Annotated in this window: 10 protein-coding genes and 1 pseudogene; 8 read left to right on the top strand and 3 right to left on the bottom strand. The window is 60.5% G+C overall.

The genetic code is table 11. The annotated features are described in order from the left end of the window. Window positions 1–32: 32 nt before the first annotated feature. Window positions 33–314, bottom strand: coding sequence for a YjcB family protein (locus D781_RS10550; RefSeq protein WP_015672309.1), 282 nt, complete (start codon window positions 312–314; stop codon window positions 33–35). 325 nt (window positions 315–639) lie between these two features. Between D781_RS10550 and mrdA the strand changes: the two genes are divergently transcribed. After that, window positions 640–2565 carry a penicillin-binding protein 2 gene (gene mrdA, locus D781_RS10555; protein ID WP_015672310.1) on the top strand — a complete coding sequence of 642 codons (1926 nt, stop codon included), beginning with the start codon at window positions 640–642 and terminating at the stop codon, window positions 2563–2565. Between the two features lie 102 nt (window positions 2566–2667). Beyond that, window positions 2668–4386 carry a penicillin-binding transpeptidase domain-containing protein gene (locus D781_RS10560; RefSeq protein WP_015672311.1) on the top strand — a complete coding sequence of 573 codons (1719 nt, stop codon included), beginning with the start codon at window positions 2668–2670 and terminating at the stop codon, window positions 4384–4386. Between the two features lie 47 nt (window positions 4387–4433). Here D781_RS10560 and D781_RS10565 read toward each other — a convergent pair whose 3' ends face one another. Then, a complete protein-coding gene (locus D781_RS10565; protein WP_015672312.1) occupies window positions 4434–5369 on the bottom strand; it encodes a LysR family transcriptional regulator in 936 nt (311 codons plus the stop codon). Between the two features lie 119 nt (window positions 5370–5488). On the opposite strand from D781_RS10565, the gene D781_RS10570 reads away from it, so the two are divergent. Both D781_RS10570 and D781_RS10575 read left to right on the top strand, forming a co-directional pair. Continuing rightward, window positions 5489–6670, top strand: coding sequence for a M20 aminoacylase family protein (locus tag D781_RS10570; RefSeq protein ID WP_015672313.1), 1182 nt, complete (start codon window positions 5489–5491; stop codon window positions 6668–6670). 69 nt (window positions 6671–6739) lie between these two features. Continuing rightward, complete coding sequence (locus D781_RS10575; protein WP_015672314.1) at window positions 6740–7996, top strand: MFS transporter; 1257 nt, start codon at window positions 6740–6742, stop codon at window positions 7994–7996. 156 nt (window positions 7997–8152) lie between these two features. Here D781_RS10575 and osmB read toward each other — a convergent pair whose 3' ends face one another. Then, window positions 8153–8365 (bottom strand): osmotically-inducible lipoprotein OsmB, encoded by a 213-nt coding sequence (gene osmB / locus D781_RS10580; protein ID WP_015672315.1) that lies wholly within the window; start codon window positions 8363–8365, stop codon window positions 8153–8155. Between the two features lie 381 nt (window positions 8366–8746). On the opposite strand from osmB, the gene D781_RS10585 reads away from it, so the two are divergent. The 4 genes and pseudogenes from D781_RS10585 (at window position 8747) to D781_RS10600 (ending at window position 14166) form a co-directional block, all read left to right on the top strand. Continuing rightward, window positions 8747–9220, top strand: a complete 474-nt coding sequence (locus tag D781_RS10585) for an Rrf2 family transcriptional regulator (protein ID WP_015672316.1) — start codon at window positions 8747–8749, stop codon at window positions 9218–9220. A 235-nt stretch (window positions 9221–9455) separates the two neighbouring features. Then, window positions 9456–9587: pseudogene (locus tag D781_RS24130) on the top strand (AcrZ family multidrug efflux pump-associated protein); the annotation flags it as partial. A 306-nt stretch (window positions 9588–9893) separates the two neighbouring features. Next, the gene (locus D781_RS10595) at window positions 9894–11021 is read left to right on the top strand and encodes an efflux RND transporter periplasmic adaptor subunit (protein WP_015672318.1); all 1128 of its coding nucleotides are present in this window, start codon (window positions 9894–9896) and stop codon (window positions 11019–11021) included. 1 nt (window position 11022) lies between these two features. Then, entirely contained in the window at window positions 11023–14166 is a 3144-nt protein-coding gene (locus tag D781_RS10600; protein WP_015672319.1) for an efflux RND transporter permease subunit, read from the top strand.

Genomic DNA, 14166 nt, shown 5'->3' on the forward strand with positions numbered 1-14166 from the left:
AGCGCGCCGGTCGTCAGGCCGGCGCATGTCGTTCAGGGGATCGGCCAGTCGGTCGGCATCTGGCTCATCACATCGATAAACACATCTTTGCTCACCGCCCAGAAGTGCGATACGCCTTCCACGGTCAGGGTGATGCCCATCAGGCCCATCACAAACCAGATGGTGGTAAACAGCCCGAGGCTGCTGAAGATAAATGCCATGCCGTTACGGCTGGCTTTACGGCAAACAACGTTTAACTGACTGGCGATAAACATCATGACGGCGCTCAGCAACTCCCAGCGCATCATGATAAAGCCCGTGGCTATGGTACTCATCGAAACAGATCCTTGACTACAAATTGGCGTTCGTCCGTCTCAATTCGGCGTGCCGATAACGCAGAGCGGTGGAAGCGACGTGAAGAAAAACAGGACCAGCAATGTGATCCGGATCACATTGTAGCACCGGCCTGGTTGGCGGCTCAATGCCTGCGCGCGGAGAAATTACCGTTTCGCGACACATTCAAACATGCTGAAACATTTCTGCTACATCATTAGCAACCTTTTCATGGGGAGGTTTGCGGAATAACGCTATGCTTGGCCGTTTTTCAAGCCGTTGTTTTTACAGCGGGAAAGAGACAGTCAGACAGGTAACCCGCCCCGCATGGCCCTATTAAAAGAGAAAATTCGCGACCATTCCGCCGAGGAAATGCTGTTCGTCCGCCGCGCCGGCGTGGCGCTGTTGGTCGTTGTGGCCTGCTTCGGCGCGCTGATTTACAACCTGTACCGCCTGCAGGTGAAACAACACGATTTCTATCAGACGCGCTCCAATCAGAACGATATCAAAATGGTGCCGATCGCCCCCAGCCGCGGGCTGATCTATGATCGTAACGGCGTGCCGCTGGTGCGCAACCTTACGCTGTATCAATTGCAGGTCGTCCCCAGCAAAATCAGCGACATGTCGGCGCTGTTGCAGGCGTTGACGCCGATTGTCGATTTAACGCCGGACGATATCAGCAGCTTCCGCGATGAAATGGCGCACACCAGCCGCTATAAACCGGTGACGCTAAAAAGTGAATTGAGCGAAACGCAGGTGGCGCGCTTCGCCGTTAATCAATACCGCTTTAACGGCGTGACGGTCGACAGCTATCAGCAGCGGCAGTACCCCTACGGCACGCAGCTGGCGCACGTGGTGGGTTACGTGTCGAAAATCAACGATCGCGACATTAAACGGTTGAGCCAAAGCGGAGAGATGGAGAACTATGCGGCCGACCACAACATCGGCAAGCAGGGTATCGAAGGCTATTACGAGAAAGAGCTGCACGGCGTGACCGGCTATCGGGAAGTGGAAGTGGATAACCATGGCCGCATCGTCCGGCTGCTGAAAGAGCAGCCGCCACAGGCCGGTAAAAACATCTATCTGACGCTGGACGTGCATCTGCAGCAGTACATCGAATCGGTGCTGAAGAACCAGCGTGCGGCGGTGGTGGTGGAAGACCCGCGCGACGGCGGCATTCTGGCGATGGTCTCCAGCCCGAGCTACGATCCCAACCCGTTTGTGAAAGGCATCAGCTACAAGGCGTATAAAACGCTGCTGTCCAACCCCGATCTGCCGCTGATCAACCGCGCGACTCAGGGGCTGTATCCGCCTGCGTCAACGGTGAAGCCCTATATGGCGCTGTCCGCCTTATTCTCCGGCGTGATCACGCCGAGCACCACCTATTTCGGCGCGCCGACCTGGACGCTGCCCGGCACCAAACGCCGTTACCGCGACTGGCTGAAAAGCGGCCACGGCATGCTGAACGTCACCAAGGCGATTGAGGAATCCGCCGATACCTTCTTCTACCAGGTGGCGTTCGACCTGGGGATCGACCGCATTCACAGCTGGCTCAGTCAGTTCGGCTACGGCAGGCCGACCGGCATCGATCTGAATGAAGAGTACAACGGGGTGCTGCCGAGCCGTGAGTGGAAACAGCGGGTGCACAAAAAGACCTGGTATCAGGGAGATACCATTTCGGTGGGCATCGGCCAGGGGTATTGGATCGCCACGCCGATTCAGATGGTCAAGGCGCTGACCATTCTGCTCAATAACGGCAAGGTGAAAAATCCGCACCTGCTGTACTCCATGAAGCGCGGCGCGCAGGTCAGCCTTTACCGGCAGCCGGCGCACGGCGCGCAGGTCGGCGACCCCCACTCGCCGTACTGGGGCATTGTGCGCAACGGCATGTACGGCATGGCTAACCTGCCTAACGGCACCGGCTACAAGCTGTTCCACAGCGCGCCTTACCACATTGCCGCCAAGTCGGGTACTTCGCAGGTGTTCGGGCTGAAGGAGAACCAGACCTATAACGCCAAAATGATCCCGGTGCGGCTGCGTGACCATATCTTCTACACCCTGTTTGCGCCGTATCAACACCCGAAGGTGGCGATGGCGCTGATCCTGGAGAACGGCGGGGGGGACGGCGTGGTCGCCGGGCCGACCGCGCGGGCGATCCTCGATCATATTTTCGACCCGGCCAACGCGCCGCCGGCCGGTGAACCGGAGAAAGTGAAGGCGCCGATGAGTGACAGTGCCGATGTGCAACAGTAACTGAAGCTTATTGTTACTTTCTTACAAACTGCAACCTTCCGCTTGGATTTTTCTGGGTAGACTGCAGAGATAAAGAATCCGAATAAAAACGCAGGGTTAACAGTGGCACCATCTTCAAAAAAAAACGTTAAAAATTACTCTTCATTACGCTTTGGCTGGATCTGCGCCGGGATACTGCTGTGCTTTATCCTGCTGATGCTGCGCGTCGGTTATCTGCAGCTGCTGGAGCACCAGCAGCTGACCAGCCAGGCGGATCAGCGCTCGGTGCGTACTCAGGTGGTGCCGACCAACCGCGGTATGATCAGCGATCGCCATAACGAAGCGCTGGCGGTCAGCGTTTCCTCACGTGATATCGTGCTTGACCCGAAACATATTATCGACACCCAGACCAATACCGGCGACGAACGCTGGCAGAGCATGGCCAATATCCTGAAGATGCCGCTGAGCGATATTCAAGCGCTGATCCAGCGTAACGCCCGCAAACGCTTCGTCTACCTGGCGCGCAAGGTAGAGGATGACAATGCGGAATATATCAAGAAGCTGCATCTGACCGGGGTCAGCAGCGAGCAGGACTTCAGCCGCTTTTATCCGATGGGGCAAGACGCCGCCGGGCTGATCGGCATTGTCGGCCAGAATAATCAGGGGTTGGAAGGCATCGAACGCGGTTTTAACCACCTGCTGCAGGGCAAAAACGGCCTGCGGGTGTACCAGAAAGACGGCAACGGCGCGGTGATTAACGTATTGAAAAACGTCGATCCGGTGCCGCCGCCGAACATTACGCTGAGCATTGATAAATTTATTCAGTATGTGCTGTTTGCCCAGATCCGCGACGGGGTGATCGCCAACCAGGCGGATTCAGGCTGTGCGGTGCTGGTGAAGGTCAACACTGGCGAAGTGCTCGGCATGGCGAGCTACCCGACCTTTAACCCGAATAACTACGCCAACGCGCCGTCGCAGAATATCCGCAACGTGTGCAGCAGCGACAGCTTCGAACCGGGTTCCACCGTGAAACCGCTGGTGGTGATGGTCGGCCTCAACCGCCATCTGATCCAGCCCGATACCGTGCTGGACACCACGCCGTACCGGGTTAACGGCCACCTGATCCGCGACGTGGGGCACTGGTCGAAGCTGAGCATCACCGGCGTGCTGCAAAAATCCAGCGATATCGCGGTGTCGCATATTGCGCTGGCAATGCCGGCCACCATTCTGCCGGCGGTGTACCAGAACTTTGGCCTGGGGAAACCGACCGAGCTGGGCATCGGTAACGAAAGCAGCGGCTATCTGCCGTTGCACCGCACGCGCTGGGCGGATATTGAGCGCGCGACCTTCTCGTTCGGCTACGGCCTGCGGGTGACGCCGCTGCAGATGGCGCGCGAGTACGCGGCGATCGGCGCGTTCGGCGTCTACCGGCCGCTGTCGATCACCAAGGTGACACCGCCGGTGGTGGGGCAGCGCATTATGCCGGCCTCGGTGGTGAAATCGGTGGTGCATATGATGGAAAGCGACGCCTTGCCGGGCGGCAGCGGCGTCAGCGCCGCGGTGCCGGGCTACCGTCTGGCGATTAAAACCGGCACCGCGGAGAAAATGGGCAGCAACGGCAAATACGACGGCGGCTATATCAACTACACCGCCGGCGTCGCGCCGGCCAGTGACCCGCAGGTGGCGCTGGTGGTGATGGTCAACAACCCGAAGGCCGGCAAACACTTCGGCGGTTCGGTGGCCGGCCCGGTGTTCGGTAAAATCATGGGTCAGGTGCTGGAGCATATGAATATCCTGCCGGACGCCCAGCCGCTGAACGTGGTATCCAGCATTAAAGGCTGATCCCCCGCGGCCTGCCGGGCAACGTACCGGCAGGCCGTCTCTTCCCGTTATGACTTCCCGCCCGTGCGCATCATGCCGCGCTCCAGCTGTTTCCACAGGTAGCTGACCGCGGGCGTCATACGCCGCCCGGCGCGGCAGATCAGCTGGCTGGGAAAGGCGCGGGCGATCGGATGATCGATCGGGATCGCCGTGACGCGCCGCTCGTCGAGCGGATGCCGGGTGGCGTCGCTGGACATAAAGGCCACGCCCAGCCCGGCGGCGGCGATCGCCTGCGCGGCGGTAAACATATTGCAGCGGTAGGACGGGGCGAAGTGGATCTGTTCGGCCTGCGCCAGCGCGTGCAGATAGCGCTGTACGCCAAAGTGGTCGGGCATAAAAATCAGCCGCTGGGCCTGCAGCTCGCGCACCGTCACGCTGCGCTGTCCGGCCAAAGGATGGCTGACGCTGACCACGGCGGAAAAGGGCGCACCGCGAAACGAGCGCACCTTGAGCCGCGGATCAAAATCGTCAACGCCGGTGCACAGCCCCATATCCACCTGGCCTTCGCGCACCATGGCGATAATCTCGGCGGTGGAGCCGCAGCGCACGTCCACCACGATATCCGGATAGTGCTCGCTGAAATCGCGCAGCGCGCGGCCCAGCAGCCGGTCGATAAACCCTTCGCCGACGCCGATGGCGATATGGCCGCGCTTTAACTGACGGAACTCCTGCAGCTGCATCGTCAGCTCCTGCTGGCGCTGCAGACGTTCGCGGTAGAAATCCACCAGATGCAGGCCGATTTCCGTCAGCGTGACGCCGCGCCCCTGACGTTCCAGCAGCACCATATCCAACTTGTGTTCCAACTGCGCCAGCTGGCGGCTGACGGCGGAGGCGTTAACGCCCAGTTTATCGGCGGCGGCGCGCACGCCGCCGTAGTTGGCCACTTCATACAGATAACGCAGCTGGCGCTCATCCACCTCGCTGACAAAGCTGTCTCCACGCATGATTGCCGCCTCGATTGTTGACTTAAAGGCAACACAATAGCACGCGGTATGTTATGTGAGCAGTAAAAAACCGGTGCTAGACTCGATGGTTCCCTTTACTGATTGATGGGTGTAACCAAATGAAAAGTAACGGTAATTATACGGAGTTGACGGATGTCGCGCCGTTGGAGGAGGAGCTTACCGCGCTGCGACGCCACCTGCACCAGCATCCTGAACTGTCCAACGTTGAGCAGCAAACCGCCGCGCTGGTGGCGGACAAGCTGCGGCAGTGGGGCTATCAGGTCACCACCGGCATCGGCGGCTATGGCGTGGTGGGCACGCTGCAGGTCGGCGATGGCGGCAAGCGGCTGGCGCTGCGCGCCGATATGGACGCGCTGCCGATCGAGGAAAGCGGCGACCACGCCTACCGCAGCCGGCAGCCGGGCGTAATGCATGCCTGCGGCCATGACGGCCATACCGCCATGCTGCTGGGGGCGGCGCGCTATCTGGCACAGAGCCGCAGCTTCTCCGGCACCCTGCACCTGGTGTTTCAGCCGGCGGAAGAGGTGGGCAGCAACAGCGGGGCGCAGCGCATGATCGCCGACGGCCTGTTTGAACGCTTCCCGTGCGACGCCATTTTCGGCATGCATAACCATCCCGGCTATCCCGCCGGCACCATGATGTTCCGCAGCGGCCCTTTTATGGCGGCCTGCGATACCATCACCATCACGCTGCACGGTAAGGGCGGCCATGCGGCGCGGCCGCATTTGGCGGTCGATCCGCTGGTTGCCGCCAGCAGTCTGGTGATGGCGCTGCAGACGGTGGTGGCGCGCAATATCGACCCGACCGAGGCGGCGGTGGTCACCATCGGCTCGCTGCATGCCGGTCACGCCGCCAACGTCATCCCGCAAAGCGCCACGATGGAACTGAGCGTGCGTTCGTTTAATCCGCAGGTGCGCGAGCAGTTAAAACAGCGCATCAGCGAATTGGCGCAGCAGCATGCCGCCGGCTACGGCGCGCGTGCCGAGGTCGACATCCTGCCGGGTTACCCGGTGCTGATCAATCACCCACAGGAAACTGAATTCGCCCGTCAGGTAGCCACAGAGCTGCTGGGCGAACAGCAGGTGGTCGCGCCGTTTCCCGCGATCGCCGGCAGTGAGGATTTCGCCTACTACCTGCAGCAGCGTCCGGGCTGCTTTATGCGCCTCGGCAATGGCGACAGCGCCATGCTGCACAACGCCGCCTACGACTTTAACGATGCCAACCTGACGGTCGGCGCCGCTTACTGGGCGCGGCTGACGGAACGTTTCCTCACGGCATAACCATAACAACGATACGCCGCCTGGCGCGGCCTTAATGACAGACAGGGTTAACAGACAGGAGCAGTGTCTATGCACACGGTTGAAACCTCGCAGCGAAAGATTATTGTCGCTGCCGTGTTCGGTAATCTTCTCGAGTTTTATGATTTTACCGTCTACAGCTATTTCGCCTTGGCGATCAGTAAACAGTTTTTCCCCAGCCACGATCCGGTCATCTCCACCATGCTGGCGTTTTCCGCCTTTGCCATCGGCTTTGTCGCCCGGCCGCTCGGTGGGGTGGTGCTGGGCTACTATGCCGACAGAAAGGGACGCCGGGCGGCGCTGACGCTGACCATTATGCTGATGGCGCTGGGGGCGGCGATGATTGGCCTGGCGCCCAACTATGCCGCCATCGGCGTGGCCGCGCCGGCGCTGATCGTACTGGCGCGGCTGATTCAGGGCTTTGCCCAAGGCGGCGAATTCGGCGCCGCCACCGCCACGCTGCTGGAAACCGGCTCCGACGAGCGCCGCGGTTTTCGCGCCAGCTGGCAGCTTGCCAGCCAGGGGGCGGCAGCGCTGCTGGGGGCGGCGGTGGCCGCCGTTCTGACCTTCAGCCTGTCGGCGGACGCGCTGGCGGAGTGGGGCTGGCGCATCCCGTTCCTGCTCGGCACGCTGATTGTGCCGGTGGGCATCTATCTGCGCCGGCATATCGTTGACGAGCCGCCGGCGGCCAAACCGGCAGAACGGCGGATGTTCGAGGCGCGCCACGTGCGCAACTGGCTGCTGACGGTTTTTTCAATCATGGGCATGTCGGTCTCCAGTTACATCATGATTTACTACCTGCCGACCTACAGTATCCAGCAGTTGGGGCTGCCGGAGCGGCTGTCGATTATGGTGGCGTTGGCGACCAGCGTGATTTCGTTTGTGATGTGTCCGATCTACGGCGCCTGGTCGGATAAACTGCGCAAGCGTAAACCGCTGGCGATGTTCGGCCGCCTGATGCTGCTGCTGTTGCTGTACCCGGCCTTCTGGGCCATGACGCACTTTCCCACCTTGCCGGCGGTCATGTCGGTGATGATCGTGCTGATGCTGTTCTACACCATGGGCTCCGCGCCGGCCTACGCGCTGATGCCGGAAAGCTTCCCGCGCCATATCCGCGCCAGCTATATGGCCAGCGCCTACGCGGTGGCGGTATCGCTGTTCGGTGGTACCGCGCAGCTGGTTGCCGCCTGGTTGCTGGACGTTACCGGCAATAAAATGGCGCCGGCCTGGTATATGATGATCTGCGTATTAATTTCGTTGCTGGCGGTTGCCCGTTTTGAAGAAACCGGCGATAAGGCGTTGGAATAAGTGACGCGTGGTTAACGTTAAAAAGAAAATAGACGGCGGCAGCGCTATGCTATTTTTCAGCGTCCGCGCCGAAAGGGAAATAAAGGTATTAATTAGCCGTGGAATAAAGCCGACGTTGCAGCCAGGGAGCGGCTGCAACGTCTGAGTTAACGGTAATTAACGGCTGGTCTGGTGGCCGATGATGCCGCCCAGCGCAGCGCCGCCCAGGGTTCCCAGGGTGCTGCCGTCGGTCAGCACCGCGCCGCCCAGAGCGCCGACGCCGGCGCCGACGGCGGTATTACGATCGCGATTAGACATGTGACCACACGCAGTAACAGACAGCGTTGACAGAATCAAAACAGCTACGCCAGCGGTACGTTTAATGTTCATAGTGTTTCCTGGTAAAAGTGAGGAATTAATAAACGATAACGTAAAGATTAATGCCTCGGTAAAAGTTGCAGTGAATGTATTCCGCCGTTCAAAAATAAAATAGGGAAATATTCTTAATTTTTTATGGGGGGAACCTTATTTACCTGTGCGGGAAATCGTCGCGTGCGCAGAGGCAGCCTGCAACGCTGCGCGGCGGACGCGGACATGGCGGAGAAAAGCGCGATATTATCGGCGCAGGCGCGATTGTGTTACCAATGACACAAAAAGCTAAAAGCGTACGCCGCATGAATTGACTTTTGGCGATCCGCTATTCAGTATGGGACTCTCGTGTCACAGATATGACATTCTTATCCAGTCATAAGAAATACAGCAGGTGCCAGCGTGTCTACCTCAACCCGTTTTGCCGTTGCTATTCACATACTTACCAATATTACGCTGTTCCGCGGCCAGGCGGTGCGTTCTGAGGATATTGCCCGCAGTGTGAATACCAACCCGACGGTGGTGCGCCGCATTCTCGGCGCGCTGGCGGAAGCGGGGCTGACGCATTCGCAAATGGGACAAGGGGGCGGGGCCTTGCTGGCCAGGCCGGCCGACGAGATTACGCTGCGCGATATCTACCATGCGGTGGAAGAGCAGCCTTACTTCCCGCTGCACCGTTCCAAACCCAACGATGCCTGCTATATCGGCCACGCGATAATTCCCGTGCTGGAAGACGAGTTTGAGCGCATCAGCCGCCAGATGGACCATACGCTGGCGAAAACCACGCTGGCCGATATCGTCGGCCGGGTAGAAGCCTGCGCCGGCTATCCTTTTACCCCCTGCGAACCGGCATCGACGTCACACCTGCCCAATTAATCAATCTGATGAATCATTGGCTCTTTAAAGAGCATTTTTTTGCATTGCTTTAATGTAACTGTGTACGTTACATTGATCCACGTCAAAGTGTGACCACTCTTGTCACAAATGGGACATCTTTATTCGATGAGGAAAAATCCCTGAGAGAACGCTCTCTTCGGGAGGGGATATTTTGCTCATTTTTCCGCTGACGGCCAGGTGCGCCGTTATTAATAGTATTGACCAGGAGACGACGATGATTGAGATGTTAGAAAGCCTGGCGATGGTGGTGATTCTGGTGCCGGTGATGGTAGCGGTGCTGCTCGGGGCGATTTACGGTCTGGGCGAACTGTTTAACCTGATTTCCAACGCCGGCAAGAAGAAAGAAAAATCTGCGCCAGCCGCCGCCGTACAGGCGAAGCCGGCTACGGAAGCGCGCGTCAAACCCACGGCCGCCAACGCCGAAGCATAATCGCATTATGCCAGTAAACAGGGCCGAATCGGCAGACGATTCGGCCCTTTTTTTATCGTAAACCGCCGCACCGCGTTCTGCACACTGTGTGCAGTATTTCGCCGCTGTTAACCACTTTTTCACTCTGCCTCGGTAACCTTTACCAAATCCTGACGGTTGCGCATCGGCGATCTCCTTATCATTGAGAATAAACGTTCATTCTTTATCTATCGGTGATTTTCTATGCGAGTAACACGTGTTGCGCTGTTCGGCCTGTCGCTGCTGTTAAGCGGCTGCGATCGGCCGTTGGACGCGCCGGCGGCGGGGCCGCTGGAAGTTGGCGTGCGGACGCTGCAGGCCCGGCCGGTGACGCTGAGCAGCGAGCTTTCCGGGCGGGTGACCGCCGCGATGAGTTCTGAGGTGCGTCCGCAGGTTGACGGCATTATCAAACGGCGGCTGTTCACCGAGGGCGCGGAGGTGAAGGCAGGTCAGCTGCTGTATCAGATTGATCCGGCCAGCTATCAGGCCAGTTACGATCAGGCGCTGGCGCAGCTGCAGAATGCCCGGGCGACGGTAAAATCCAGCCGCCTTAAGGCACAGCGCTATGCGGCGCTGGTAAAAGAAAACGGCGTGTCTCAGCAGGACGCCGATGATGCGCAGGCGAGCTATCAACAGGCGCTGGCGTCGGTTGCGCAGTACCGCGCGGCGGTCGCCAGCGCCAAAGTCAATCTGGATTACACCCAGGTGCGGGCGCCGATTGCCGGCCGTATCGGCATTTCCGCCGTCACTCCCGGCGCGCTGGTGACCGCCGGTCAGAGCGACGCGCTGGCCACTATCCGCGCGCTGGATCCGATCTATATCGACCTGACGCAGTCCAGCAGCCAACTGCTGAAGCTGCGCAAACGCCTGGCGGGGGTCAAAACGTCGCAGACGGTGCCGGTGAAGGTTCAGCTGGAGGACGGCACGGCCTATGCCCAGCAGGGAAAACTGGCGTTAACCGAAGTGGCGGTGGATGAGTCAACCGGCTCGGTCACCCTGCGGGCGGTGGTGCCCAACCCGCAGCACCAGCTGCTGCCGGGCATGTATGTGCGGGCGACGGTGGAAAACGGCGTCGATCCGCAGGCGATTCTGGCGCCGCAGCAGGGGATCGGCCGCGATGCCGACGGCAACGCCACCGCCTGGGTGGTAAACCGACAGAATCAGGTGGAACAGCGCCGGGTGGTGACCGACCGGGTGATTGGCAGCAGCTGGCTGGTGACCTCCGGCCTGCAGGCGGGCGATCGGCTGATTGTCGAAGGCACCGATAAGGTGAAGGCGGGCAGCCGGGTCAGCGCCGTCGAAGTGGCGACCGCCAAGGATAAGGTGCAGTAACATGTTTGCGAAATTCTTTATCCGTCGCCCGGTATTCGCCTGGGTCATCGCCATTATCATTATGCTGTGCGGCCTGATGGCGATCCGCTCGCTGCCGATTTCACAGTACCCGGACGTGGCGCCGCCGTCGGTGGCGATTTCCGCCACCTATCCGGGCGCCTCGGCGGAAACGCTGGAAAACAGCGTAACGCAGGTGATCGAGCAGCAGCTGACCGGCCTTGACGGTCTGCTCTATTTCTCCTCTTCCAGCAGTTCCGACGGTTCGGTATCGATCACGGTCACCTTTGATCAGGGCACCGATCCGGATATCGCCCAGGTGCAGGTGCAAAACAAGGTGCAGCAGGCGGAGAGCCGTCTGCCGAGCGAAGTGACGGCGCAGGGCATCACGGTGACCAAAAAGCAGAGCGACTTTCTGCTGATTATGGCGCTGTACGATGAAACCGACCGCCGCAGCGCCAACGATATCTCCGACTACCTGGTGAGCAATATGCAGGATACGCTGGCGCGGGTGCAGGGCGTGGGCGACGTGCGGGTGTTTGGCGCGCAGCATGCCATGCGCATCTGGCTTAACCCGACCAAGCTGGCGTCCTATTCGCTGATGCCGTCGGATGTGACCAGCGCCATTGAAGCGCAGAACACTCAGGTGTCGTCGGGCAAACTCGGCGCGCTGCCGTCGGGCGGCGATCAGCAGCTGACCGCCACGGTGATGTCGCGTTCGCGGCTGCAGACGGCGGAGCAGTTTCGCCAGATTATCGTTAAAAGCGCCGGCAGCGGTGCGCTGGTGCGCCTGGGCGACGTGGCGCGGGTGGAAATGGGGGCGGAAGACTACAGTGCCCACTCGCAGGTCAACGGCCATCCGGGGGCCGGCATTGCGGTGATGCTGGCGCCGGGCGCCAATGCGCTGTCGACGGCGCAGGCGGTCAAGGCCGCCATCAGCGATTTCCAGCGCGGCATGCCGCAGGGCTATAAGGTGGCCTACCCGCTGGACAGCACCGACTTTATCCATATCTCGATCGAAGAGGTGGTGAAAACCCTGCTGGAAGCGATTGTGCTGGTGGTGGTGGTGATGTTTGTCTTCCTGCAGAACCTGCGCACCACGCTGATCCCGGCGATCGCCGTACCGGTGGTGCTGCTTGGCACCTTCGGCGTGCTGGCGGCGTGCGGCTACTCGATCAATACCCTGACGCTGTTCGGCATGGTGCTGTCCATCGGTCTGTTGGTGGATGACGCCATCGTGGTGGTGGAAAACGTTGAGCGCGTGATGCGTGAAGAGCGGCTGCCGCCGCGCCAGGCGACGGAAAAGTCGATGGGGGAGATCACCGGCGCGCTGGTCGGCATTGCGATGGTGCTGTCGGCGGTGTTTCTGCCGATGGCGTTCTTCGGCGGTTCGACCGGGGTCATCTACCGCCAGTTTTCGATCACCATCGTCTCTTCCATGGTGCTGTCGGTGGTGGTGGCGCTGACGCTGACCCCGGCGCTGTGCGCCACGCTGCTCAAACCCCTGGATGAACAGCACGGCACCCGCGGGCTGTTCGGCCGGTTTAACCGCGGCTATCAACGGCTGCAGGCGGGTTACCGGCAGCGGGTCGGCCGGGTGATTCACGGCCCGGCGCGCTATCTGCTGCTGTACGCCGTGGTGCTGGCGGGCTGTGGGCTGATGTTCTTCCGCCTGCCGACCGGCTTTTTACCGACGGAAGATCAGGGCTATGTGATGGTGCAGTTTACCCTGCCGGCCGGCGCGACGGACGCGCGCACCGCGGTTATCAGCAATAAAATCAAGGATTACTTCCTGACTCAGGAGAAAGACAACGTCAACGTGGTGTTCACCGTCTCCGGCTTCAGCCTGAGCGGCAGCGGACAGAATGCCGGCATGGGGTTTATCTCGCTGAAAAACTGGAGCGAGCGGCCGGGCAGCGAGAACAGCGCCGATGCGATCGCCAAGCGGGCGATGGCCCACTTCTCCCGCGAACGCGATGCGCAGATTTTCTCGCTGACGCCGCCGTCGGTGTCCGGTCTCGGCCAGTCGAACGGCTTTACCTTTGAACTGCAGGCGCGCGCCGGCACCACGCGCGCACAGCTGTTGGCGATGCGCAACCAACTGCTGCAGCAGGCCGGTGAAAACGCCTCGCTGTCGGCGGTGCGCGCCAATACGCTGCCGGATATGCCGCAGCTGCAGGTGGACGTCGACGATGCCAAAGCCAGCGCGCTGGGGCTGAGCACCAGCGATATCAACAGCACGCTCAGCAGCGCGCTGGGCGGCAGCTACGTCAATGACTTTATCGACGGCGGCCGGGTGAAAAAGGTCTATCTGCAGGGCGATGCGCCATACCGCAGTAAACCGGAGGACATTGATAAGTGGTTTGTGCGCGGCAGCGACGACAGCATGACGCCGTTCTCCGCCTTTGCCAGCAGCCGCTGGATCAACGGGCCGGAAAACCTGTCGCGCTACAACGGTCTGGCGGCGTATGAAATCCAGGGACAGGGCGCATCCGGCGTCAGCTCCGGCACGGCGATGGATGAAATGGCCAAACTGGCGGAGCGGCTGCCGGCCGGCACCGGCTACGCCTGGAGCGGTTTGTCCTATCAGGAGCGGCTGACCAGCGGGCAGGCTTCGGCGCTGTACGCCATCTCCATTCTGGTGGTGTTCCTGTGTCTGGCCGCGCTGTATGAAAGCTGGTCGGTTCCGTTCTCGGTGATGATGGTGCTGCCGCTGGGCGTGGTCGGCTCGCTGCTGGCGATCGGCCTGCGCGGCCTGGAGAACGATGTTTACTTCCAGGTGGCGCTGCTGACGGTGATTGGCCTGTCGGCGAAGAACGCCATTCTAATCGTCGAGTTTGCCGAAGACGCCTACCGGCGCGGCGCCACCCTGACGGCGGCGGCGGTGGAGGCCGCGGCGCTGCGGCTGCGGCCGATTCTGATGACCTCGCTGGCCTTTGGCGCCGGTATTCTGCCGCTGGCGCTGTCCAGCGGCGCCGGCGCCAACAGCCGGATCGCCATCGGCACCGGCATCCTTGGCGGCACGCTGACCGCGACCGTACTGGCCATTTTCTTTGTTCCTCTGTTCTTCGTCCTGGTGCGCCGCGTGTTCGCCGGCAAGCCGCAGGGACTGACCGATGATAAGGATGCTTCACATGACGCAGAATAA

It is taken from the genome of Serratia sp. FGI94 (assembly GCF_000330865.1).
GTDB classification, from domain to species: Bacteria; Pseudomonadota; Gammaproteobacteria; order Enterobacterales; family Enterobacteriaceae; genus Serratia_B; species Serratia_B rubidaea.

Coding starts and splice junctions, on each gene's coding strand:
- D781_RS10550 (WP_015672309.1), bottom strand. CDS start 314: ATGAGTACCATAGCCACGGGCTTTATCATGATGCGCTGGGAGTTGCTG.
- mrdA (WP_015672310.1), top strand. CDS start 640: ATGGCCCTATTAAAAGAGAAAATTCGCGACCATTCCGCCGAGGAAATG.
- D781_RS10565 (WP_015672312.1), bottom strand. CDS start 5,369: ATGCGTGGAGACAGCTTTGTCAGCGAGGTGGATGAGCGCCAGCTGCGT.
- D781_RS10570 (WP_015672313.1), top strand. CDS start 5,489: ATGAAAAGTAACGGTAATTATACGGAGTTGACGGATGTCGCGCCGTTG.
- D781_RS10575 (WP_015672314.1), top strand. CDS start 6,740: ATGCACACGGTTGAAACCTCGCAGCGAAAGATTATTGTCGCTGCCGTG.
- osmB (WP_015672315.1), bottom strand. CDS start 8,365: ATGAACATTAAACGTACCGCTGGCGTAGCTGTTTTGATTCTGTCAACG.
- D781_RS10595 (WP_015672318.1), top strand. CDS start 9,894: ATGCGAGTAACACGTGTTGCGCTGTTCGGCCTGTCGCTGCTGTTAAGC.
- D781_RS10600 (WP_015672319.1), top strand. CDS start 11,023: ATGTTTGCGAAATTCTTTATCCGTCGCCCGGTATTCGCCTGGGTCATC.